General features: G+C 71.7%; 10 protein-coding genes and 1 tRNA gene. 6 read left to right on the top strand and 5 right to left on the bottom strand.

Features of this window, described 5'->3' with window-relative positions; all coding sequences use genetic code 11:
* The first annotated feature begins 21 nt into the window (after nucleotides 1-21).
* Complete coding sequence (gene hemF / locus J2852_RS16945) at nucleotides 22-906, top strand: oxygen-dependent coproporphyrinogen oxidase (protein ID WP_209877608.1); 885 nt, start codon at nucleotides 22-24, stop codon at nucleotides 904-906.
* A 3-nt stretch (nucleotides 907-909) separates the two neighbouring features.
* On the opposite strand, the gene J2852_RS16950 is transcribed toward hemF, so the two are convergent.
* The 4 genes from J2852_RS16950 to J2852_RS16965 are packed head-to-tail and all read right to left on the bottom strand — an operon-like array spanning nucleotide 910 to nucleotide 3,759.
* Nucleotides 910-2,160, bottom strand: coding sequence for a CCA tRNA nucleotidyltransferase (locus tag J2852_RS16950; protein ID WP_209877610.1), 1,251 nt, complete (start codon nucleotides 2,158-2,160; stop codon nucleotides 910-912).
* Between the two features lie 48 nt (nucleotides 2,161-2,208).
* The gene (locus J2852_RS16955) at nucleotides 2,209-2,508 is read right to left on the bottom strand and encodes a DUF6111 family protein (RefSeq protein ID WP_209877612.1); all 300 of its coding nucleotides are present in this window, start codon (nucleotides 2,506-2,508) and stop codon (nucleotides 2,209-2,211) included.
* A gap of 10 nt (nucleotides 2,509-2,518) precedes the next feature.
* The gene (locus J2852_RS16960) at nucleotides 2,519-3,175 is read right to left on the bottom strand and encodes a CoA pyrophosphatase (RefSeq protein WP_246499788.1); all 657 of its coding nucleotides are present in this window, start codon (nucleotides 3,173-3,175) and stop codon (nucleotides 2,519-2,521) included.
* A complete protein-coding gene (locus J2852_RS16965; RefSeq protein WP_209877616.1) occupies nucleotides 3,172-3,759 on the bottom strand; it encodes a DUF1285 domain-containing protein in 588 nt (195 codons plus the stop codon). The genes J2852_RS16960 and J2852_RS16965 overlap by 4 nt, the downstream gene beginning before the upstream one ends.
* Before the next feature lie 103 nt (nucleotides 3,760-3,862).
* Between J2852_RS16965 and J2852_RS16970 the strand changes: the two genes are divergently transcribed.
* From J2852_RS16970 to J2852_RS16990, 5 genes are all read left to right on the top strand, one after another.
* A complete protein-coding gene (locus J2852_RS16970; RefSeq protein ID WP_425514387.1) occupies nucleotides 3,863-4,894 on the top strand; it encodes an AAA family ATPase in 1,032 nt (343 codons plus the stop codon).
* A gap of 10 nt (nucleotides 4,895-4,904) precedes the next feature.
* Nucleotides 4,905-5,804 carry a DUF58 domain-containing protein gene (locus J2852_RS16975; RefSeq protein WP_209877618.1) on the top strand — a complete coding sequence of 300 codons (900 nt, stop codon included), beginning with the start codon at nucleotides 4,905-4,907 and terminating at the stop codon, nucleotides 5,802-5,804.
* Nucleotides 5,805-6,001: 197 nt separating this feature from the next.
* A complete protein-coding gene (locus J2852_RS16980; protein WP_209877620.1) occupies nucleotides 6,002-8,713 on the top strand; it encodes a DUF4159 domain-containing protein in 2,712 nt (903 codons plus the stop codon).
* On the top strand, nucleotides 8,710-10,809 hold the full coding sequence (locus J2852_RS16985; protein WP_209877622.1) for a glutamine amidotransferase: 2,100 nt from the start codon (nucleotides 8,710-8,712) through the stop codon (nucleotides 10,807-10,809). Before J2852_RS16980 ends, J2852_RS16985 begins: the two co-directional genes overlap by 4 nt.
* A gap of 74 nt (nucleotides 10,810-10,883) precedes the next feature.
* Nucleotides 10,884-10,958: transfer RNA gene (locus J2852_RS16990), tRNA-Gln, on the top strand.
* A gap of 722 nt (nucleotides 10,959-11,680) precedes the next feature.
* On the opposite strand, the gene J2852_RS16995 is transcribed toward J2852_RS16990, so the two are convergent.
* Nucleotides 11,681-24,385, bottom strand: a complete 12,705-nt coding sequence (locus J2852_RS16995; RefSeq protein WP_209877624.1) for a non-ribosomal peptide synthetase — start codon at nucleotides 24,383-24,385, stop codon at nucleotides 11,681-11,683.
* Nucleotides 24,386-25,119 lie beyond the last annotated feature (734 nt).

Consider the following 25,119-nt stretch of genomic DNA (forward strand, 5'->3'; position numbering starts at 1 on the left):
AAGAAGGCCGGAGAGCAACCGATGCCCGTTCCCGAAACGCCTACCGTCCCCACCGAAGACCAAAAGGCCCGCGCGACCGCGTGGTTCGCCGAGTTGCGCGACCGCATCTGCGCGGCGTTCGAGCGGCTGGAGGACGACCTGACGGGCACTCACGCCGACCTTCCCCCCGGCCGGTTCGAGCGCAAGGCCTGGACCCGCCCCGATCACGGCGGCGGCGAAGGCGGCGGCGGCGTCATGTCGGTGATGAAGGGTCGCGTGTTCGAAAAGGTGGGCGTCAACATCTCCACCGTGCACGGCACCTTCAGCCCGGAATTCCGCGCCAACATTCCCGGCGCGGGCGACGACGGGCGGTTCTGGGCCTCCGGCATCAGCCTTGTCGCCCACATGCGCTCGCCGCTGGTGCCGGCCACGCACATGAACACGCGGCACATCGCGACGAGCATCGGCTGGTTCGGCGGCGGCGCCGACCTGACGCCGATGGTCGAGAACCCGCAGGACACGGCGGACTTCCACGCGGCGCTGAAAATCGCCTGCGACAGGCACGACCCAGCCTATTATGCGCGCTACAAGGAATGGTGCGACCGCTACTTCTTCCTGCCGCACCGGGGCGAGGCGCGCGGTGTGGGCGGCATCTTCTTCGACAATCTGGATTCCGGCGACTGGGAGGCTGATTTTGCCTTCACTCGCGACGTCGGGCTGGCCTTCCTGGAGGTCTACCCGGCGCTCGTCCGCCGCCACATGAACGAGCCTTGGACTGCCGAACAGCGCGAGCACCAGCTGATCCGCCGTGGACGGTACGTGGAGTTCAACCTTCTCTACGACCGGGGAACGACCTTCGGCCTGAAGACCGGCGGCAACACGGAGGCCATCCTCATGAGCCTGCCGCCGGAAGTTAAGTGGCCGTGAGGGTCAGGGAGGGGGCACGCGCAAGCGCCGTTGCGCCTCGCCCAAACACTCCTCCCGCCCCGGCCGGAAATCCTCGGCGATCCACCACGCCTCGACGTCCTTCATGAGCTTGCCGACCTCCGGTCCCGGCTTCAGCCCCATCGCCAGCAGATCGCGCCCGGCGATGGGCAGGCGCAAGGCCGGCAGGTCGTCCGCCGTGTCGAGCGCCGCCTTCACCGCGCTCAGCGCGACCGGACCGGGTGCGTCCACCGCCGCCAGCATCACCAGATCCCGATACAGCCCTGCGTCGCCCAGCCGATAGAGCGCTTGGCGGCGTTTGACGGCGTTGTCCGACGTTGAGACAGCCATGGGCGGCTCGACCAAGCCGACCAGACGGTCGCGATCGGCGTTGGACAGCTTCAAGGCCTCCGACGCCTTCAGCGCGCCGGCACGGTCGGTCGCCAGGACGGCGGCAAAGCGGCGCACGGCGTCGGGCGGCTCGGCCAAGTCATGCTCCAGCCGGACGAGGCCGTCCAAGCGCGCGGTCTCCGTCGCGGTGGGCAACAGGTGCTCCATCACCCCCCGATCCAGCATCAGGCGCCAAATGGACGCCGGGTCCTTGGCGGCCAGCAGGCGGGACAACTCGCCCCGCACGCGCTCGCCGGACAGGGTCGGCAAACGCGGGGCCATGGCCGTGCAGGCGGCCAGCGCCTCGGCATCCGGCTCGCCCCGGCCGTAATGCGCGTGGAAGCGGAAGAAGCGCAGCAGGCGCAGCACATCCTCTTCGATGCGCTGGCGCGCGTCGCCAACAAAGCGCACCCGCCCCGCCGCCATGTCTGCGAGGCCGCCGAAGGGGTCGTAGACCAAACCGTCCGCCGTGCAGCTCAGGGCGTTCATGGTCAGGTCGCGGCGGGCGGCGTCCTCTCGCCAGTCGTCGGTGAACTCGACGCGGGCGTGCCGGCCGAACGTCTCGACGTCGCGGCGCAGCGTGGTGATCTCGTAGTGACACTTGCCGGACACGGCGGTCACGGTGCCGTGCTCGATGCCAGTGGGAATGGCGTGCAGGCCGGCGGCTTCCAGCAGTTCGATCACGCGCTCGGGCGGGGCGTGGGTCGCGATGTCGATGTCCTTGACCTTGCGGCCGAGCCAAGCGTCGCGCACGCAGCCGCCGACGAAGCGCGCGTCAGCGCCCCCGGCGGCCAGCGCGTCCAGAACGGCGCGCGTTTCGGGGGATATCATCCAGGGCTGCGGGGCAAGGCGGGCGGTCGCGGTCATGCCGGCACGCTAACCCGCCGCCGCCTTACTTTCCAGCGGGCGCACGCCTTACTTCCCGGCGGGCGCACCTTGGCGACCCTCGATCAGCGTGCCGTTTTCCAGATGCGCCGGAGCGTAGGGGCTGTGCGGCGGCGCACCGCTGGTCAGCGCCAGGGTGCCGAGCGTCAGGGCCATCAGCCCCACCCCGCCCAGCACCAGCCAGTGCCACGGCGCGGTCACCCACCAGGGGGCGCGGAGGTGCGCCTCCTCCGCCTGGGCGCGGCGGCGTTCGATGACGATGATGTAGAGCAGGTAACCGGCCGTCGGCAGCAGCAAGGGCACCACGACCGTCAGGAAGATCCTCAGCACCCGGCACCGCCTACTGCGTTTTGCCGATGGGGGTTTCGCCGATGGGGGGCTCTCCCAACGTGTCCTCGCGCAGCACGTCGCGCAGGTTCACCAGCATGCCGGCCGTCGCTCCCCAGATGAAGCGGTGCTGGTACGGGAAGACGTAGAAGAACCGCTTGGCCCCCTGGAATTCGCGGCTGTGCCGCTGCGGATTGGACGGGTCGAGGATGAAGGCGAGCGGCACCTCGAACACCTCCGCGACCTCCGTCGGGTCGGGAGTCAGCAGGAAGGGCGGACGCACCACCCCGACCACCGGAGTCACCCGGAACCCCGTGCGCGTCACGTAGGTGTCGAGCCGGCCGATGATCTCGACGTGATCACGGCTCAACCCGATCTCTTCCTCCGTCTCGCGCAGGGCGGTTTCCTCGGGCGAGCCATCGAACGCCTCCATCCGGCCGCCCGGAAAGCTGATCTGCCCGGCGTGGGCGGTCAGGTGGGCGGTGCGCTGGGTGAAGATCACCGTGGCGCCCTCCGCATGCTCCACCAGCGGCACCAGAACCGCCGCCTCGCGCAGCTTGTCCGGCGGGCCGAAGCCGGGATTCAGGTCGTGATCGCCGCGCACCTTAACCGGGCGCAGGGTCGCGGCGGCGCTCCCTGGAAAGCGCTTGCGCACGTCCTCCAACGTCAGTCTCCAGGCAGCTTGCCCAGCGCGAAGAAGACTTTCCTGCTCCATAGGCCGATCTCAGCCTCCCCATCATCGCCGTCTGGCGCAGACCTGTCCTTCATGCCATCTCTCAGGACGGCGCGGTCCACCATTTCGTAATAGACCGACCGCAGGATCCGTGCCTCCAGCCTATTTCTTATTTCTATATAGGGTATCGGCTCTCCGCTTTGAGGATTATGGGCGACCCTGATCGGATGATCCGACCCAGCCTCAACCCATTCGTCTAAATTTGTTCGGAACGATATCACCTGATCGTCGCCATCTCCACTTGCCGACATCTCGACAGCGACGAAGGGTGCGTCCTCGACAACTATGCGCCCGCGCTCAACAGGCGTAACGAGCCAAAAATCGCCTGCGTCATCCCGCCGCAGAACGGTGGAGAACAGCTTCACCAGCTCGATCCGCCGGATCGGGTCGCCTTCGTGGAACCACGTCCCGTCCCGCGCGATGCGGATGTCGAAGACCTGCTCCTTGGGCAGGAACTTCAGCTTTCCAAGCGCATCCCCATCGGAGCGCTTGTCATTCGCCCTTTCGTCACCGACCTTCATCGAATGCCTTCACCCGGTTCGGCCATCGGTACGGCCGCGTAACGTAATTTCGCCATACTCGTCACATAGGTCCACAGTTACGGTTTTGAATAGGAGCATTGACGTGAGCGCAACGGACGCCGCCCCGACTCCGCAATCGATACCGGGTTCCGAGAATCCTCACCAACTGATGGCGGAGATCGAAGCGCTCGGCGGCCGGCTCGCGCATGTGCGCGACCGCATCGGCCGGATCATCTTCGGCCAGCAGGATGTGATCGACCTGACGCTGATCACGCTTCTGGCCGGGGGCCACGTGCTGCTGATCGGCGTGCCGGGCCTTGCCAAGACGCGGCTGGTCGAGACGCTGGGCACCGTGCTGGGCCTCGCCGAGAAGCGCATCCAGTGCACGCCCGACCTGATGCCGGCCGACATCCTGGGGTCCGAAGTGCTGGAGGAGAACGAGTCGGGCCGCCGCTCCTTCCGCTTCATTCCCGGCCCGGTGTTCAGTCAGCTCCTTATGGCGGACGAGATCAACCGCGCCAGCCCGCGCACCCAGTCGGCGCTTCTCCAGGCCATGCAGGAACACCGCGTGTCGGTCGCCGGCCACTACCACCCCCTGCCCGAGCCGTTTCACGTCCTGGCCACCCAGAACCCGCTGGAGCAGGAAGGCACCTATCCCCTACCCGAAGCGCAGCTCGACCGCTTCCTGATGCAGGTGGACGTCAGCTACCCTGACCGCGACGCCGAACGGCGCATGATGATCGCCACCACCGGCGTGACGGACGAAAAGGCGGTGACCGTGCTGAGCCCCGCCGACCTTCAGGCCGCGCAACGGCTGGTTCGCCGCGTGCCCGTCAGCGAGGGCGTGGTGGAGGGCATTCTCGACCTCGTGCGCCGGGGCCGGCCGGAGACGACCGACCTGCCGGAGGTGCAGCGCCACGTCGCCTGGGGGCCGGGGCCGCGCGCCAGTCAGGCTCTGATGCTCGCCGCCCGCGCCCGCGCCGTGCTGGACGGGCGCATCGCCCCGTCGCTGGACGACGTGGTAGCACTGGCGAAGCCGGTGCTCGGCCACCGCATGGCGCTGAACTTCGCAGCACGGGCGGACGGCGTCACGCTGGACGACATCATCGGCCGCCTCTGCGCGCCGCTGGCGTAAGGACCGGTCGATGGCCGCCCCAACCCTCGGCGTTTCGGCGCTCCGCGCGCAGCAGCGGGCGGAGGGACTGTCCGCCACGCTGCCTCCTCTGCTGGTCGCGGCGGAGCGCGTGGCCTCCACCGTCGCCCAGGGTGTGCACGGACGGCGCCGCGTCGGCCTCGGCGAGACCTTCTGGCAGTTCCGCCGCTACCAGCCGGGCGACTCGCCCCAGATGATCGACTGGCGTCAGTCGGGCAAGACCCAGCCCGTCTACGTCCGCGAGAACGAGTGGGAGGCGGCGCAGACCGTCTGGCTGTGGCGCGACCGGTCGCCCAGCATGGACTACCGCTCCGACAAGGCCCTGCCGACCAAGCGCGACCGCGCCGACCTGCTGACGCTCGCCACGGCGGTGCTTCTGGTGCGCGGCGGCGAGCGGGTCGGCCTGCTGAACTCCGGCGTGCGTCCGGACCACGGCAAGTTCGCGCTGAACCGCATGGCCGGGCTGATGACTGATCCGCGCAACGCCCACGCGCCGGAAGGCCTGCCGACGCCGGAGCCCCTGCCCCGCCACGCCCAGGTGGTTCTGGCTGGCGACCTGCTGTCGCCCCTGCCGGAGATTCACGCGACGATTTCCGCCCTGACCGGGCGCGGCGTGCGCGGGCATCTGCTCCAGATCCTTGATCCGGCGGAGGAGACCCTGCCCTACGACGGCCGCGTCGAGTTCGAAGGCTTCGAAGGCGAGGACGAGTTGCTGGTGCCGCGCGTCGAGGCGGTGCGCGAGGCCTATCTGGAGCGGCTGCACGCCCACCAGGACGGCCTTGCCGCCCTGGCCCGCGCTGCCGGGTGGAGCTTCGCCGTGCACCGGACCGACCGACCGCCGCAGGCCGCGCTGCTGGGTCTCTGGGGCGCCCTGGCGCGGGAGGCGGTGTGAGGATTGGTTGAGAAGAGCCCCCTTCCTCCCACGCTTTGCGTGGGCCTCTCCTTCCCCCACCTTGCGGCGGGGGCAGGTTTTATCCCCTCCCCCGCCGCAAGGTGGAGGGTTAGGGTGGGGGCCCAACGCGACCACTTGGGAAAAGCACAACCAGACCGCACATTAGTTCCTTTCGTGCAGGAAGACCGTAAACGCTGATGCTGGGTTTCGGACCGATCGCCTTCGCCGCCCCGTGGGTCCTCACCGCGCTGGCCGTGCTGCCGGTGCTGTGGTGGCTGCTGCGGGTGACGCCGCCCGCCCCGCGCGTGGTCCGCTTTCCGGCCATCCGCCTGCTGCGTGACCTCGTGGCGCGGGAGGAGACGCCGGCCCGCACGCCGCTGTGGCTGCTGATCCTGCGCCTGATCGTCGCCGCTCTGGTCATCCTGGCCTTGGCCGGCCCCCTGCTGAACCCGCGCGCCGCCCTGCCCGGCAGTGGACCGTTGCTGCTTCTGGTGGACAACGGCTGGGCGTCGGGCCGCGACTGGCCGAACCGCCGCCGCACCATGGAGGAACTGGTCGGGCAGGCCGAGCGGCAGAACCGCCCGGTGATCGTGCTGACCACCGCCCCACCGGCCAGCGGCGAGAAGATCCACCCCTCCCCGCCCATGCCCGCCGCCGAGGCGCGCCGCATCGTCCAGGCGATGGAACCCCTGCCCTGGCCGACCGACCGTGCCGCCGCGCTTGAGGCGGTGCGCGCCCTGACCACAAAGGGGGCCGCCCACACCGTGTGGCTGTCGGACGGGCTGGGCGACAAGTCCGCCCGCGCCCTGGCCGAGGCGCTGCAACGGCTGGGTTCCGCCGAAGTCCTCGACGACTCGTCCGAGAAGCCCGCCCACCTCCTGCTGCCACCAGCCCCGGAGGGCACCGCCCTGACCGCCCGCGTCGTGCGCGCCGACGCCAGCCGGCCGGAGCCCGTCACCGTGCGCCTTGCCGGCGCCGATGGCCGTCTGCTGACCCGCCAGACGGTGGCCTTCGAGCCGGGCCAGTTGGTCCGCGAGGTGCGGCTGGACGTGCCGGCCGAGTTGCGCAACGACGCCGCGGCGCTTCGCATCGAGAACGACACGACAGCCGGCGCCACCGTCCTGCTGGACGAACGTTGGCGCCGCCGCCCGGTCGGTCTGTCGTCCGGCCGTCCGGAGGGCGAGAACCAGCCGCTTCTGTCCGACCTGCACTACTTGGAACGCGCCCTCGCCCCCTACAACGAGGTGCGGCGCGGCGAGACCGCCGACCTGTTGAAACGCGACCTCGCCGTGCTGATCCTGTCCGACATCGGCGCGCTGGGCGGGCAAGAGGCGCAGACCATCGAGGATTGGGTAAAGAAGGGCGGCGTGCTGCTGCGCTTTGCCGGTCCCCGTCTGGCGCAGAACCCCGACAAGCTGGTGCCGGTGCGGCTGCGCGTCGGCGACCGCGCGCTGGGCGGCGCCCTGTCCTGGTCGGAACCGGCCCGCCTCCAGCCGTTCGACGCGAAAAGCCCCTTTGCCGGCCTGCCCATCCCCCCCGACGTGCAGATCACCCGACAGGTGCTGGCCGAACCGTCGCTCGACCTCGCCGACCGCACCTGGGCGCGGCTGGCCGACGGCACGCCGCTGGTCACCTCGGAAAAGCGCGGCGACGGGCACATCGTGCTGGTCCACACCACCGCCAGCCCCGACTGGTCCAACCTGCCCATGTCTGGTCTGTTCGTGAACATGCTGCGCCGCCTCGTCGCGCTCAGCGGCGGAGTCACCGGAGCCGGCGCCAACGGCGCGCTGGAACCGCTGGAGGTGCTGGACGGCTACGGCCGGCTGGTGCCACCGCCGGCCACCGCCTTTCCCCTGAGCGGCGACGCGAACGCCGACGCGATCGGGCCGCGCCACCCGCCGGGTTTCTACGGCACCGACGACGCGCGGCGCGCGCTGAACCTGACCGCCTCGCTGACCAGGATCGAACCGCTGGGCGCGCTGCCCGGCGGCGTCGCCCGCGCCGCCTACGGAAGCCGGGGCGAGGTTCCCTTGAAGCCGGGCCTGCTGGGCGTCGCCCTCGCCCTCGCCACGGTGGATCTGCTGATCGCGCTGGCCCTGCGCGGCCTGCTCGGCCGCTGGACCGCCCGCCGCCGCGCGGGGGCTGCCGCCGCCGCGATCCTCCTCGCGGTCGCCTCGCTTCCGCTGAAGCCCGCCCGCGCGGACGACATGCAGGCGACCAAGGTGACGGCCGAGACCTATCTCGCCTACGTCCGCACCGGCGACGGCGTGGTGGACGACACCTCCCGCTCCGGCCTGGAAGGGCTGGTCGAAGTGCTGAACCGCCGCACCGCCGTCGAGGCGTCCGGCGCGGTCGGCGTCGATCTGGAAGCCGACGAGCTGGCCTTCTTCCCCCTGCTCTACTGGCCGGTCACGCCGGGCCAACGCGCCCTCAGCGACCAGGCGCGCACGCGCATCAACGAATACATGCGCAACGGTGGCACCATCCTGTTCGACACGCGCGACCAGTCGGCCGGCGCCCTCGGCGGCACGCGGTCGCTGCAAACGCTGGTGGAGGGGCTGGACGTGCCGGCCCTGGCCCCGGTGCCGCCCGACCATGTGCTGACCAAGTCCTTTTACCTGCTGAACGACTTCCCCGGCCGCTACAACGGCGGCGATCTGTGGATCGAGGCGCGCGAGGGCCGCGCCAACGACGGCGTTTCGCCCGTCATCATCGGTGGCAACGACTGGGCCGCCGCCTGGGCGGTGAGCCGCAACGGCCAACCCATGTACGCCGTCGTCCCTGGCGGCGAGCGGCAGCGAGAGATGGCCTACCGGTTCGGCGTCAATCTTGTGATGTACGCGCTGACCGGCAACTACAAGGCCGATCAGGTGCATGTGCCCGCGATCCTTGAAAGGCTCGGCCAGTGACGGACTTCGCCGGAACCTCCATCGCGCTGGCACCGCTTCTGCCCTGGGCGATTCTGGCGCCGCTGCTGGTGGTGGCCGTGCTGGTGCTTCTGCTTGCTCTGTTCCGCCGCGCGCGGGGCGTGTGGCTGCGCACGCTGGCCGTCCTCGTCCTGGCGCTCGCCCTCATCAACCCGTCCCTGGTCCATGAAAAGCGCGAGCCGATCAAGGACGTGGCCGTCGTTGTCCTCGACGCCTCGCCCAGCCAGAACATCGGCGACCGCAGGGCGCAGGCCGAACGCGCGCTGGACGATCTGACCAACCGGCTGAAGGCCTTCGACGACCTGGAAGTCCGCGTCGTGCGGGCGGGCGACGGCTCGTCCGGCGCCGCCGCGATCAACGAGACGCAGCTGTTCGACGCGCTGAACCGCGCCATGGCCGACGTTCCGCGCCGCCGGATGGCCGGTGCGGTGCTGATCACCGACGGCCAAGTCCACGACGTTCCGGAAAACCTCGCCAAGCTCGCCGAGATTGGCCCGGTGCACACGCTGCTGACCGGCCAGCGCAACGAGGGTGACCGCCGCCTGACCATCGTTCAGGCCCCCACCTACGGCCTCGTCGGCAAGCCGGTGGAGCTGACCATCCGCGTGGACGACATGCCCGGCCGCCAGAGCCAGGACGCCGCCGTCACCCTGCGCCAGGACGGCGGCCCGCCCCGCACCGTCCGCGTTCCCGTGGGCCGCGACTTCCACATGGAACTTCCCGTCGGCCACGGCGGCCAGAACGTGCTGGAGATGGAGGTCGAGGCCGCCAAGCAGGAATTGACCCTCGCCAACAACCGCACCGCCGTCGTGGTGAACGGCGTGCGCGACCGCCTGCGCGTCCTGCTGGTCTCCGGGGAGCCGCACGCGGGCGAGCGGACATGGCGCAACCTGCTGAAGGCCGATCCGTCCGTCGATCTCGTCCACTTCACCATCCTGCGCCCGCCGGAAAAGCAGGACGGCACGCCGATCCGTGAGCTGTCGCTGATCGCCTTCCCCATCCGCGAGCTGTTCGAGATCAAGCTGGACGAGTTCGACCTGATCATCTTCGACCGCTACCGCCGACGCGGCGTGCTGCCGCAGATGTATCTGGAGAACATCGCCGAGTATGTGCAAAAGGGCGGCGCCTTGCTGGAGACCTCCGGCCAGGGCTATGCCACGCCGCTGTCGCTGTTCCGGACACCGCTGGGTCAGGTCCTTCCCGCCGAGCCCACCGGCCAGACCATCGACCGCCCCTTCAAGCCGAAGGTGACCGAAGTCGGTCGCCGCCACCCCGTCACCTCCGGCCTGCCCGGCGACAAGGCGGAAGGCGAACCCACATGGGGCCGCTGGTTCCATCAGGTGGAAGTTTCACCGAACAACGGTTCCGTCGTGATGGACGGCGCCGACAACCGGCCGCTTCTGGTGCTCGACCGCGTTGGCAAAGGGCGCGTGGCGCAGTTGGCCTCCGACCAGATCTGGCTGTGGAGCCGTGGCTATGAGGGCGGCGGCCCGCAGGCCGAACTGCTGCGCCGCCTCGCTCACTGGCTGATGAAGGAGCCGGAGTTGGAGGAGAACGACCTCCGCGCCCGCGTGGATGGCAACAAGATCACGGTGGAGCGCCGCTCTCTGGAGCCCGATCCGCGCTCGGTCACCCTGACCACCCCGTCCGACGAGACCCGCACGCTGGAGATGACCGAGGACAAGTCCGGCCGCGCCACCGCCACGGTGATCGCGGCGGAGCCCGGCATCTACCGCGTGACCGACGGCGACCGCACCGCGCTCGCCGTGGTCGGCGCCGTCAACCCGCCGGAACTGGCCGACGTGCGCGCCACCGGCGACAGGCTAGCTCCCGTCGCGGAAGCAACCGGCGGCGGCATTCACTGGATCGCCGACACGGAGAGCGGTCCGCGCCCCGGTATCGACGTCCGCCGCACACGCCCCGACCGCGCCCACACCGGCGACGGCTGGATCGGCCTGCGCGCCAACGGCGATTTCGTCGTGACCGGGGTCTCGGAGGTGCCGCTTCTGCCGGTCGGCGCAGTCCTGGCGCTGGCGCTGGGCGGCCTGCTCCTGGCATGGCGTCGCGAGGGGCGGTAAGCGCATTTCGACTGTTGCGGAATGCCAAGTTTCCGATTATGGTGCGGCCCCTTCCGGCGTTTCACGCCGTCGGTTGGGGCGTCGCCAAGCGGTAAGGCAGCGGTTTTTGGTACCGCCATTCCCAGGTTCGAATCCTGGCGCCCCAGCCACCCTAATCCATTGATCTAAAACAAAAAATTGGTCCGCTTCGGCGGGCTTTTTTCGTCGCACGGGGTGGCGACACGCCCAAGATAAAATCGTTGCGAACCAACGAGATACAACACGAGCAAAAAGCTCCCGGCGATGAATTTTGCGATTAATTCACCCAGCAGAGGGGGCGGATTGACGCTTCCCGCCTCACCCGCGATTCGGTGGTGCCGCTTTCCGGCCAGCGCCTATAGCTGTTCACGCCCCCAGGGAATCACAGCTTGGCACCGCTCCATTTCCTCCCGCAGCCAGAGCCGGTAACCCGAACCACCCGGCTTGGGAGGCGGCGCAGGCCGGATGTGCCCACCACGGGCGCCACAGCTCCGACAGCGAACACGGAGGGCGGCCTCTGCTACGATGGCATCGGAGCCGCACGCCCGCACCAGCACGTCCAGCGCCACACGCTCCCGGTGGCCGCAGCCGGCGACCACACAGAAAACGTCAACGTGAGTGCCGACAACCCGCCACCGGCCAAGCGTATGATAGCGCTCATCGTCATCCTCCGGCGCCGGCCGGCGGCGCGTGCCGTTACCGCTCATGGCGCTCGGGGGCGGGCGTAGGGATCGCTCTACGGCGTTTTGCGCGGCGTACATGAGCACTGCCGTCCTACGGTGGACTTCACCTTCACACCGATTTGCGCACCGAGTTCGGGTGTCTTACAAGCGAGGAACGGTCATGGTCGTCGTCATCGTGCGAAGAGGGCGGTGGCGGCGCGCAGCATCGCGGACTGGCCCGCCCGCGGGATGGCCGGCCAACTGAAGCCCAGCCGCTCCAGCAGCAACTGCGTGCGTTCGGACGAGAGTTCGAGGCGGCGCGCCCGGCCCTGCGGCGACCGGCCGTTGTAGAGCCCGAAGGCGTCCATGGTCTGGGCCAGCGCGGTGTCCATCTCCGGCTCCCCAATGGCGCGTTCCAGCCGGTCAAGCAGGGTGCCGAAACCAACGGCGCAGGCGGTGCCCTCCATCCCCACGGCCGAGGTCACGAAGTCGGCCAGCGTGTCGCGCCGGTCGTTCTCCACATGATGGGTCTCGTTGGCGAGGGCGGCGGCCCCAGCCAGCAGCACCACCGCGCGCGCCACCCGGTCGACGTGGCAGAGCCAGACATACGAATCGTCGGGCACCACCCCCAGTCGCAAGAAGGCGGCGAGCTGGCGGAAGAAGGCGTTGTCGCGGATGTTGAGCTGGAGCGAACCGCCATCGGCCGCGTAGACGATGTTGCCGACGCGGTGGATGGTCGCGTTCGGAAGCCTTTCACGCGCGGCGACGACCAACCGTTCCGCCTCCTGCTTGCTGCGGACGTAGTAGTTCTCGTCGAGATCCGTCGGCACCGCGTCGTACTCGGTGAAGAGGCGGAAGCCCTCCTCCGGCGCCTTGCCGGTGACCGACAGGGTGGAGATCAAATGGAGGTCGGCTCCGTTCACGGCGGCGAGGTCGATCAGCCGGCGCGTCGCCTCCACGTTATCGGCGTGGAACTCCCGATAATGGCCGAAATGGTTGACGTTGGCGGCGCAGTGGAAGACCGCCTGCGTCTCCGCCGCCAGCCGGCCGCGCGCGGCGCCCGACAGGCCCAGGTCGTCGCGCCGCAGGTCGCCGGCCAGCACGGTCAGGCGCGGGGCGGCGGCGAGCGCCGCGCCCTCCTCCGCCCCGAAATAGCCGCTCAGAACGCGGGCGAGGCGGGCGCGGGCGGCATCGTCGTCGGCCCCGCGCACCAGGGCGGTCACCCGGCGCCCGGCGTCCGCCAGCAGCTCGCGCAGCAGATAGGCGCCAAGATAGCCGGTGCCGCCGGACAGCAGCACCCGGCCATAGTCGCGCCGCGCGCCGTAGTCGCGGTCCCGGTAGGGCCGGTTGCGCTCCTCGTAGGCCTGCTGCTGCGCGCCCAGCGCGGCGTCGCGCTCCGCGTCGTAGGCAGCGAGCCCATCCTGATAGGCGTGCCAATGGGCGCGGGCGTCGCGGATCAGCCGGTGCAGGTTTTCCGGCTGCGGCTTGCAGCGCCGGGCGAAGTCGGCGAGCACGGGCTGTTCGTAGAGGTCGTTAATCGTGCAGGCAAACTCGCGCCGCAGCCGGTTAACCGCGGCGATGGCGCGCAGGCTGTCGCCGCCCAGCTCGAAGAAATTATCCTCGCGGCCGAGGACGGGACGTTGAAGCGCCTCGGCCCACAGCTCCGCCACGCGCCGCTCGGTGGGCGTGCGCGGCGGGGTGCGGGTAGCGCCGGCCTCCGCTGCTGGCAGCGCGGCGCGGTCGGCCAGCGCCGCCAGCAACGCCGCGCGGTCCACCTTGCCGGCGACGGTCACCGGGATCGCCGGCACGCGGATCACCGCCGCCGGCACCATGTAAGCCGGCAGCGTCTCCGCCGCGTGGGCATGCCAGTCGGCCTGCGTCGGCTCGGTGGCCCCGACGTGCAGCGTGACGAAGGCCCACAGGGTCTGGGCGCCGCCGGCCGGCGTATCGACCAGCGCCACCGCCTGCCGCACCGCCGGATGCTCCTCCAGCCGGTGCTCGATCTCGCCCAGCTCCACGCGCTGCCCGCGCAGCTTCACCTGCCCGTCGACCCGGCCGAGGACCAGCAGCTGCCCGTCCGGCATCCAGCGGCCGAGGTCGCCGGTGCGGTAGCGCCGGCCCTCGGGGGTCTCCACGAAGGCGGCGGCGGTCAGGTCCGGCCGGTTCAGGTAGCCGATGCCGAGGCCGGCGCCGCTCAGCCACACATCGCCCACGGCGCCGGGCGGAACCGGGCGCATCTCCTCGTCCAGGATGTGGATGCCGGTGTTGGGCAGCGGACGCCCCGCCGTCATGCGCGGCGATCCCGGCAGCAGCGGGCCGGCCGAGGCCGCCGCCGTGTTCTCGGTGGGGCCGTAGCCGTTGTAATAGCGCAGGCGCGCCGCGTAATGCTGCACGTCGGCGGCGATCGGCGGTTCGCCCACCGTCATCAGGATGCGCAACGTCGGCAGGTCCGCCCGCTCGAACAGCCGCAGGTAGGAGGGCGGCAGGGTCGCCGAGGTGACGCCCAGCCGGATCAGCTTGGCCTGAAGGCCGGCGATGTCGTCCATCTCCGCCCGGCGGATCGGCACCAGCGCGCCGCCCGTGGCCCAGGTCATCACCACGTCGGAGATCCAGGCGTCGAAGGACGGCGAGGAACTGAGCAGCACCCGCTCGTCCGGCCGAACGCCGAGCAGCCGGGCCATGGACAGGCCAAGGTTGATCGTGCCGCCATGGTGCAGCATCACCCCCTTCGGCACGCCGGTGGAGCCCGAGGTGTAGATGATGTAGGCGACGTCGCCGGGCGCGCTGTCCCGACCGGCCTGCGGCGTCCCCACCGTCTTCAACCGGGCGTGGGCGGCCCGGAAGTCCGTGTCCAGATCCTCCGGCCGCAGCAATGCGTGGCCGGCCTCGGCCAGGGCCGGCGGCAGGGGCAGGCCGTCCAGCGCCAGCACGGTGCGGATGCCGGCGTCGCGGGCGATGAAGGCCAGCCGGTCGCCCGGCAGGTCGCGGGTCAGCGGCAGATAGGCGCCGCCGGCCTTCCAGACCGCCAGGACGGCTTCCGGCAGGGCCGGGGAGCGTTCCGTCAGCACGCCGACCGGTTCGCCCCGGCGGACGCCGAGCGCCAGCAGCGCGTGGGCCAGCGCGTTGGCGCGGGCGTCGAGCCCGGCGTAGCTGACGGTCTCCCGGTCGGTGACGATGGCCGGGGCGTCCGGCCGGTCGGCGGCGAGTTGGGCGAAGCGGTGGTGGATGCAGGCGGCGGGGTGGGGCATCGCCGGACCGTGTTCCCAGCCGGCGAGGCGCTCGGCCTCGTCCGGCAGAAGCGGCGGGAGCGGCTCGTCCGGCCGATGGTCGGGTCCGGTCAGGTGACGCGTCCAGCCGGCCAGCGCCTCGATCCAGGCGCGGGCGGTCTCCCGCTCGTAGAGGGCGGCGTTGGCGTAGAGCATGAGGACGAGGCCGCCGTCCTCCTGCCCTTCATGCACCAGAACGATGTCCTGGGCCGGGGCGCTGAAGCGCAGCTCGTACCGCAGCTCGTACCGCATCTGGCTGTCGTCGGCGGCGCCGATGCCGGCGAAGCGCAGGCCGGAGGACCGGGCGCCGGAATGGCCGGGGTTCTCGGTCACCGCGAGATCGAACAGCGGGTAGCGGGCGGGGTTGACCGCCGGCGAGCGGTCGCGGCGGAAGTCGCGGGTGATGCGGGCGAAGGGGTAGCGGCCGTGGCGCAGCGCGTCGGCCAGCGTGCGCTGGGTCGCCCGCACCGCCTGCTCCAGCGTGTCGGCGCGGCGCACCCGGCAGGCCAGCGGCAGCATGTTGACATAGTAGCCGACGACCGCGGCCTCCTCCGCCGTCTCGCGGGTGGAGGCCGCGGTGCCCAGCAGGAATTCCCCCCGGCCGGTGCGGCGGCGCACCTCCTGCGCCATCAGCGTGAGCATCAGCGCGTGCAGGCTGGCCCCGTTGCGCCGGGCGAAGGCTCGCAGCCCCTCGGCCGTGGCGGGGGGAAGCCGCAGCCGGTGGCAATGGCTGCCCTTGGCCGCTGCGGCGGTGCGCGCGGCGGGGCGGGCGAAATCCAGCGGCCATTCGTCGAAGGCGGCGGAATCGAGCGTGGCGAGGATGCCCCGCCAATAGGCGGCGTCCGCCCGCCCGGCGTCGCCGGACAGGTAGGCCTCCTCGGACGCGGCGGTGCGGTCGAAGCCGGCGGCGGCGGGCGGCGGGGATTCCCCGCGCAGCAGGGCGCCCAGCTCCGCCACCAGCAGGCCGAGCGAGAGCCCGTCACCAATGGAATGGTGCAGCACCAGCCAGAACAGCGGCGCGGAGCCGTCCGCCGTCCGGGTCAGCCCGGCCCGCCACAGCGGCGGGGCCGCCATCGCGAAGGGCTCCGTCTGGCGGGCCTGGATGCGGGCCAGCGCCGTCGCGCGGTCGGGGGCGGACTCCAGCTCCAGCCCGGCTGCGGGAGAATCGGTGACGGTGCGGCGGAGCGTGCCGGCCGCGTCCTCGGCAAAGCCGGTGCGCAGCGCCTCGTGCCGCGCGACCAGGGCCGCCCAGGCCGCCTGCAAGAGCGCGTCGGCGGGGAGCCCGCCTTCGACGGCGAGCGTGAGCGGGATGTTGAAGCCGCGCGTGTCGAGGCCGGCCTGCTCCGCGACCCAGAATTCCCGCTGCCCCTCGGTGGCGCGGTCGGAGGCGCCAGTGCCAATACCGTTGACGGCGGGGGCCAGGGCGGCGATGCGGGCGGCGAAGCCGCGCAGGGTCGGTTCCGCGAACAGCTCGCGGGCGGGGACGGGGTGGCCCAGCGCCGCTTCCAGCCGGTGGGCAACGGAGATCGCCAGCAGGCTGTGCCCGCCGAGCGCGAAGAAGTTGTCGTCGCGCCAGACCGGGCCGCGCCCCAGCACCTCGGCCCAGATCCGGGCGACCGCCTGTTCCAGCGCGCCTTGCGGCGGGACCGTCGCGCCCTGTGGCGCGCGGCCGGCAATCAGCGCCTTCAGCGCCGCCCGATCCACCTTGCCGGAGCTGGTGAGCGGCACCTCCGGCACCGGGATCACCGCGGCGGGGATCATGACGGCGGGCAGCTGGTCGGCCAGCCAGACGCGCCAGGTCTCGTCGGACGGCAGGGGGGCGCCGTCGGCGGCGGGGCGGACGAAGGCCCACAGGCTTTGCACCGCGCCGGCCTTGCCGTCCACCAGCGCGACCGCCTGGGCGACGGCCGGGTGGCCGTCCAGCGCATGCTCGATCTCGCCCAGCTCGATGCGGATGCCGTTCAGCTTCACCTGATCGTCGGCGCGGCCAAGGATCTCCAGCTCGCCCCCGGCGCGCCAGCGGCCGAGGTCGCCGGAGCGGTAGAGCCGGCCCCACGGCGTGTCGAGGAAGGCCGCCGCCTCCTGCTCCGGCCGGTTCAGATAGCCATGGGCGAGCCCGGCGCCGCCCAGCCACAGCTCGCCCACCGCGCCCGGCGGCAGGGGATTGCCGGCGGCGTCGTGGATGGAGACGCTGGTGTTGGGCAGCGGCCGTCCGACCGGCAGGAATCCGCGCTCCTCCGGGGTCAGCAGGCCCATGGCGCTGGTGATGGTGTTCTCGGTCGGGCCGTAGGCGTTGTAGTAGCGCAGGCGCCCGGCGTAGGTCCGCACGTCGGCGGCCAGCGGCGCCTCGCCGCCCGTCACCAGGATGCGCAGGCTCGGCAGCTCCGCCCCGTCGAGCAGGCGCAGGTAGGTGGGCGTGATGTCGGCGACGGTAACGCGCTGTTCGGTCAGGAAGGCCAGCAGGCGAGCCGGGGCGCTCAGAAGCTCGTAGGGCACCGGGCAGAGGGCGGCGCCGAAGGCCAGCGGCACGCCAATGTCCGACAGCGACACGTCGAAGGAGGGCGAGGCGAACATCAGCGTCCGGTCCTCCGGCGTCAGGCCGAAGATCTCGCCGGCGCTCAGCACCACGTTCACATAGCCGGCGTGGCCGACGAGCGTCCCCTTGGGCTGCCCGGTGGAGCCGGAGGTGTAGAGGATGTAGGCGGCATCGCCGGGACCGCCCGCCGGCCGATCCGGGCGGTCGGTGCGGCGGACGTCCGGGGACAGGCTTTCGGGGCGCAGGACGGGGATGCCGGCCAGCGTCTCGGGAACCGCCGCGCCGTCCAGCACCACCAGCAGGCCGGCCGCCGCGTCGGCGGCCATGAAGGCCAGCCGTTCCGGCGGCAGGTCGGCCGCGAGCGGGAGATAGACGGCGCCGGCCTTCCAGACGCCGAGCAGCGTCGCCGGCAGATTGGCGGAACGGCCGGTCAGCACGCCGACGACGCTGCCGGGTGCGACCCCGCGTTCGAGCAGGGCGTGGGCCAGCGCGTTCGCCTCCTCCTCCAGCGCGCGGTAGGTCAGGGTCCGGGTGGCGGTGACGACGGCGGGGCGGTCGCCCTGGCGGCTGCCGGGGCGGTCGAGCAACCGTTCGAACAGCTCGTGGAAGCGCAGGGCCGGGCGCGCGATGGCCGGGCCGTGGTCCCAGGCGGCGAGGAGATCCTCTTCCTCGGGCAGCAGGGCGGGCGGGACCTCTCCGTCGCGGGCGGCGTCCCCGCCCAGCCAGCGCGCCCAGCCGGTGAGCGCCGCCAGCCAGCGCTCCGCCGTCTCCTTCGCGTAGAGCGCGGCGTTGACGTGCCATTGCAGCAGCAGCCCGCCGTCCGGCAGCGCTTCGTGGATCAGCACCATGTCCTGCCCCGGCGAATGGCCAGTGCGTTCATAGGCGATGTCGCCGGCCGCCGCGGTCAGGGGGGCGAGGCGCAGGGGCGTGCCGGCGGCCCGGCTCCCCGGATTCTCGGTGACGGCGATGTCGAACAGCGGGTAGCGGGCGGGGTCGCGCCGCTGCGGCCGGGCCTTCCAGAAGGCGTGGTACAGGCGCGCGAAGGGGTAGCGCGCGTGCACCAGCGCCTCGGCCAGCGCCGCCTGGGTGGTGCGCAGATCAGCGGCGAAGGGAGCGCCGGGAACTGGGCGCATGACCAGGGGCAGCATGGTGACGCCGTAGCCGACGACCTGCGCGTCGGCTGCCGTTTCCCGCGTGAAGGCGGTGGTGCCGAGCGTGAAGCACGCGCGCCCGGTGCGCCGCCAAACCTCGCGGGCCAGCAGGGACAGCAGCAGGGCGTGCAGGCTGGCGTCGTTCCGGCGGGCGACGGATTTCAGGCCGGCGGCGGTGGCTGCATCCAACCGGATCTCGAAACGGTGGCTGCCGGTCCCGGCGGCGGTGGAACGCGGCGTGTCGAGCGGCCAGTCCTCGAAGGTCTCGTCGGGTAGGGCGGCCAGTTGGCTGTCCCAATAGCGAGCGTCCTCGGCGGCGACCGGGCCGGCCAGATAGGCCTGCTCCCGCGCGGCAAGGTCGGCGTGGCGACCGGCCAGCGGCGGCAGCCGGTCGCCGAGCAGAAGGGCGGTCAGCTCCTCCATCAGGATGCCGACGGAGCGGCCGTCACCCACCGAATGGTGCAGGGCCAGCCAGAACAGCTGCTCGCCGCTGTGCTCCACCGCGACCAGCCCGGCGCGCCACAGCGGGGCGGCGGCCATGGCGAAGGGCTCCGCCTGGCGGCGGCGGATGTGGAGCAGCGCCCGGTCGCGGTCCGGCAGGGCGGCGATCTCCAGCCCCTCCTCCAAGGCGGGGGCGACGAGGCGGCGCAGGCGGCCGTCGGCGTCCTCCCGGAAGGCGGTGCGCAGCCCCTCGTGCCGCGCCACCAGCGCCGCCCAGGCGGCGGCCCAGCGCTCCGGCGTCGGTCGGCCATCGTCGAGGCGGCCATCGTCAAAGCCGCCCTTGACGAGACGGATCACCGGAATGGTGAAGGGGCGGGTGTCGAGCCCGGCGGCCTCGGCCACCCAGAACTCCCGCTCCCCTTCAGTGGCGAGGTCGTCTTCGATGCGGGTCTCGGGCTCGATGGCGGGCGCGACCGTCGCGGCGCCGCGCAGCTCCGCGACCTTGCGGGCGAAGCCGGCGAGCGTCGGGGCGGCGAACAGGGCGCGGGCGGGAATCGTGGCAGCGAGATCGGCCGACAGCCGGTGCGCCATGGTCACGGCCAGCAGGCTGTTGCCGCCGAGCGCGAAAAAATTGTCCTCCCGCGCGACGTCCGCGCCCAGAAGGGCCGTCCACAGGGCGGCGATGCGCGTCTCCAGATCGCCGGACGGGAGATGGCGGTCCGCCGTGCCGGGCTGCGGCCGGGCGTGGGCGAGGCTCAGCAGGGCCTTCCGGTCGAGCTTGCCGACGGCGGTCAGGGGGATGGACGCCACCGGCGTGACGCTGGCCGGCACCATGTAGCCGGGCAACCGCTCGGCCAGGAAGGCGCGCCAGCCCTCGTCCTCCGGCAGGACGGCGCCGTCGGCGGCGCGGACGAAGGCGCGCAGCGCCCCGGTGCCCTCCGCCGCGCGGTCCAGCAGGGCGATGGCCTCGGCCACGCCGGCGTGGTCGCGCAGCGCCTGTTCGATCTCACCCAATTCGATGCGCTGGCCGTGCAGCTTGACCTGATGGTCGATGCGCCCGGCCAGCACCAGCCGCCCGTCCGAATCCCAGCGGCCGAGGTCGCCGGTGCGGTAGAAGCGGCCCTCCGCCGTCTCGACGAAGGCGGCGGCGGTCAGCTCCGGCCGGTTGACGTAGCCGCGGGCGAGGCCGGCGCCGCCGAGCCACAGCTCCCCCGCCACCCCCGGCGGGACCCGCGTGCCGTCGGCGCGGCGCAGCGAGACGCGCGTGTTGGGCAGCGGCCGGCCGGCCGGCACGGGTTCGCCGGCATCCGGCGCGATGCGGCCGTTGGCCACGAGAATGCTCGCTTCGGTCGGGCCATAGGCGTTCCAGAAGGCGATGTCCGCGTGGTGGCGGGCGTCGTCGGCGTTCGGCGCCTCGCCGCCGGTCAGCAGCACGCGCAGGCCCCGGAAGGGCGTGTCCTGGCTGATCCGCAGGTAGGAGGGGGCGTGGAAGGCGACGGTGACGCCCAGCGCGGCGTAAAACTCCTTCAGTGCCCAGGGATCGTCGCGCAGTTCCTGGGACACCGGGGCGATGGGCATGCCGTGCAGCAGGGCCAGCCCGAGTTCCCACAGCGAGGCGTCGAAGCCCGGCGTGGCGGCCAGCGACATGCGGTCGTCGGAGCGCAGCCCCACCGCCTCTCCGGTCGCCAGCGCGGCGTTGACGAGGCCGCCGTGCGGCACCGCGACGCCCTTCGGCTGGCCGGTCGTGCCCGAGGTGTAGATGATGTAGGCGATGTCGGACGCTGCACCGGCGACCGCCGGATGGGCCGCGGAACCGCCGAGGGTCTCGGGGCGGAGCGTCGTCCCGACCGTCTGGGCCAGGGCCGGCGGCACCGGGTGGCCGTCCAGCGCGATCAGCAGGCGGGCGCCGGCGTCGCGCGCCATGAAGGCCAGCCGCTCCGGCGGCAGTTCGCGCGCCAGCGGCAGATAGGCGGCCCCGGCCTTCCACACGCCGAGCAGGACGGCCGGAAGCGCCGCCGAGCAGTCGGTCAGCACGGCCACCGGCTCCTCCCGCCCGATGCCGTGCTGGAGCAGCGCGTTGGCGATGCGGTTGGCTTGGGCGTCGAGGGCGGCGCGGTCCTGCGCGCCGGCGCGGGTGACCACGGCCGGCCGGTCCGGTTGCCGGTCCGCCAGCACCTCGAACAGCTCATGGGCGCGGGCGTCGGGACGGCGGCGTTCGTCGCCCCGCTCCAGGGCGTCCAGCAAGGCCGCCTCATGGGGCAGCAGGGCCGGCAGCGGCGTGGACAGGCGGGCGGCGTCCGCCGCCAGCCAGCGCGCCCAGGCGGCGAAGCCGGTCAGCCAGGCGCGCGCCGTGTCCTCCGCGTGGACGTCCGGATTCCACTGCAACATCAGCTCCAGCCCGCTCCCCTCGCTCCCCTCGCCGTCCAGCGGCTCGTGGCTGAAGGCGAGGTCGAGGCCGGCGGCGGGGTGCGCCAGCGCGCCCGGCAGGCGGCGCGGCGCGAAGGACAGGCCGGTCGCCGGGTCGCGGCTGACGCGCGACGGGTTGGCGGTCAGCGCGATGTCGAACAGCGCCGTGCGCGAGGGCGGCCGCGCACCGGGGTGGCGCTGGCGGAACTCGCGCTGGATCAGCCCGACGGGATGCTCGGCGTGCTCCACCGCCTCGGTCAGGCTGGCCTGGGCAGCCCGCAACTGGTCGGACAGGGAACCGTCCACGGCCGGCAGGACCACCGGCAGCAGGTTGACGAAATGGCCGACCGCCTCGTCCGCCCCGACGGGGCGGAGCGAGACGCCGGTGCCCAGGATCAGGTCCGTCCGTCCGGTGCGCCGCCGCGCTTCGGCGGCCAGGATGGCGAGCAGCAGCCCGTGCAGGCCGATCCCCTGCGCCTGCGCCAGCCGGGTGAGCGCGCCGACGGTCGGGGCGTCCAGCCGTTCGGCCAGGGGCGGGGCGGAACGGCCGCTCGGCGTGTCGGGGCGGCGGAAGTCGGTGGGCAGCTCGTCGAAGGCGTCGGGGCGCCGCGCCGCCAGCCGGTCCAGCCGGTCGCGCCAGAAACGGCGGTCGCGCTCCGCCCGTTCCGAGGCGAGGTACAGCCGTTCCGCCCGGTCGGCGACGGCGATGCCGTGCGGAACCGGCGGCAGCGCGCGACCGAGCAGCAGGGCCAGCGCGTCCTCCTGCACGATTCGGGCGGAGAGGCCGTCTACCACCGCGTGGTGCAGCACGAACCAGAACAGCGTCTCCCCGCCGGCCTCGACCCGCATCAGGCCGGCGCGGGCCAGCGGCGGCTCGCCCAGGGCGAAGGGGGCGGCGGCGTAGCCGGCGATCAGCTCCCGTGCCTCTTCCGGCGTGTGGCAGCGGTCGATGGACAGGCGGGCCGGGGCCGGCAGGGCGTCCGCCGCGACGGTGCGCCAAACCACCCGGCCGTCCGGCCCCGCGCCGAACCCGGTGCGCAGCGCCGGGTGGCGGGCGAGCAGCGCGGTCCAGGCGGCGCGCCAGCGTTCCTCCGCCGGGACCGGGCCGTGCACCGACAGCACACGTACGACGTGCGATCCCGCCGCGGGCAGGCCGAGGCCGGCGGCGATCCAGAAATCCTCCTGCCCGGCCGTGGCGAATCCGGTATCGGTATCCAGCGCGTCCCCATCGCTCTCGTCGGTGGGGGGCGCCGTGGCGCCGACGGCGATGCGGTTGGCCAGGGCGGCGACGGTCAGCGTCGCCAGGATGCCCTGCACCGGCACGGAATGCCCCAGAGCGCGCAGCCGCTGCCCGATCTGGATGGCGAGCAGGCTGGTGCCGCCGATGGCGAAGAAGTTGTCCTCACGCATCACCGGGCGGACGTCCAGCACCTCTTCCCAAACGCGGGCGATGGTGGTCTCCAGCTCGCCCTCGGGGGGCGTTCCGCCGGTCTCGCGATCGGCGGCCCGCGCGGCGTCGGCCAGCGCCAGTAGCGCCTGCCGGTCCACCTTGCCGGCCGAGCTGACCGGCATCCTGGCGACGGTGCCGACCTGGGCCGGGACCATGAAGGCGGGCAGCAGTCCGGCCAGATAGGCGCGCCAGTCCTCCGTGGCGGTGCCTTCGGTGGTGGCGCCTTCCGCGGCGTCCTCCGGCTGCGGGCTCTCGACGAAGGCGAGCAGCCGGCCCTTGTGCTGGAACGCGGCGGCGTGGCGGACTCCGGGGTGGCGCAGCAGCGTGCGTTCGATCTCGCCCAGCGAGACCGACTGGCCGGACACCTTCACCATGTCGTCGGCGCGGCCCAGCGACTCCAGCTCCCCGTCCTCATTCCAACGGCCGAGATCGTGGGTGCGGTAGGCGCGGCCGAAGGGCGTATCGACGAAATTCTCCGCGCTCAGGTCCGGCTGGTTCAGGTAGCCGCGCGACACGCCGCGGCCGACCACATGGATCTCCCCGACCTCGCCCGGCGCGACCGCGTTGCCGTCCTTGTCCAGAAGATGCACGGAGCTGTTCACGAAGGGGCGGCCGCTGGGCAGCGGGCCATCGCCGTCGGGCCGCACCCGGTGCATGCAGATGGTGCCGCAGGCTTCCGTCGCGCCGTGCATGTTCCAGTAGGCGAGGTGGCGGGCGTAGTGCCGCGCGTCGTCGGCGTTCGGCCGCTCCCCGGACGTCAGGATCATGCGCAGCCCGGCCGGCACCGCCCCGCCGAACAGACGCAGGTAGGAGGGGGTGAACAGCGCGACGGTGACGCGGCGCTCCGCCATCATCGCCAGCAGCCGTTCCGGCTCGTCGATCAGTGTGCGGGTGGCGGGGACGTAGGCGGCGCCGGACAGCAGGGGCAGGCACAGTTCCCGGAAGCCCAGGATGAAGCCCGGCGAGGTGGACAGCAGGATGCGGTCGTCCGGCCGGATTTCCTGCGCCTCGACATGGCCGAGCGCAAGATTCACGCAGGCGTCGTGCTGGATCAGAACGCCCTTGGGTTGTCCTGTCGAACCGGAGGTGAAGAGGATGACGGCGAGGTCGTCCGGCTTGCCCGGCCGGTGCGGGCGGTGGGCGTTCCGCGCCCGGAAATCTTCGTCCAGCGCCTCCGGCCGCAGGATGGCCGGGGACCCCGCCGCTTCGGCGAGCGCCGCGACCAGCCCGTCCGGCGGCGTCAGGCCGTCCAGCGCGATGACGATCCGCATGCCGGCCTGCCGCGCCATGTTGGCGAGCCGCCGGGCCGGCAGATCGGCGACCATCGGCACATAGACGCCGCCGGCCTTCAGGATGGCCAGGAAGGCGATCGGCAGGTCGCCCGACCGTTCCGCCAGCACGCCGACCGGCTCCCCCTTGCGCAGGTCGAGACCGAGCAGGGCGTGGGCCAGCGCGTTCGCCGCCGCGTCCAAGTCCGACCAACTCAGGATCCCGCAGGCGCCGACGATGGCCGGGGCGTCCGGCTGCCGGTCGGCGAGGTTTTCGAACCCTTCGTGAAGGCACAACGCCGGCCACGCCCGGACGGGACCCAAGCAAATTGAGGTCTGCTCAGCATCGGCAGAGCGGGCGAAGTCGGTATTGGTCATCGAAATACCCGGCAATGCTTCGGATAAACGGTGGCCCGGAGAGAAATTCGTTTCTTAATTCATAAATATCCAGGAATTTCTCCAGTCGAGCGATCTATTACTAATAATGCATCCTATCAGGAAAGAGTCAACAATTTATACAACCGAAAAATTTCATTTTGCAGCCGTTTCGAACGGGAGAACGGATGGCCTGGATCACACTCTGATGCAGGCGCCGGGCTCTTACATCCGTATGACGTGGGGGCTTGGCACGCCGATTGACGGCAACGTCACCGTGTTGGCAGCGATGGTGAGACCGGGCATGGCTTGACCAGGAATATGTGCCAACTCGGTCAATCAGGCGGCTGTCGACGTGCCCCCGCGATGTGGCGATAGCCCGCGACTGGCCGTGGTCGCGAGCGGAGAGGCGACACTGACCAGGACGACGATCTGCTCTAAGGCGCGACAATCAGGACAAGCGCTCCATCTCTCAAAGGGGGCAATTCCTCGTGTCGACAGGCCGGCTGCGCACCATGCGCTTCCACGGCTACGCCCTCGCCGCTCCCGTCACGCCGTGCTGAAACTCAGAAGGAGCGTCGCACCATCAGGTGACACGGTTTCCCGTAACGCCGGTCAACCTGCGAATCGCCGATGTCGGCAGCGGCCGCGACTCCCCTGCTGAACCGCGCAGATCGACGGACCTACCCCCTCTGCGCATGGATTAGAACGTTGCGGGGCGGGTTCGTCTGGGCATG

This window comes from Azospirillum soli (assembly GCF_017876165.1).
GTDB classification, from domain to species: domain Bacteria; phylum Pseudomonadota; class Alphaproteobacteria; order Azospirillales; family Azospirillaceae; genus Azospirillum; species Azospirillum soli.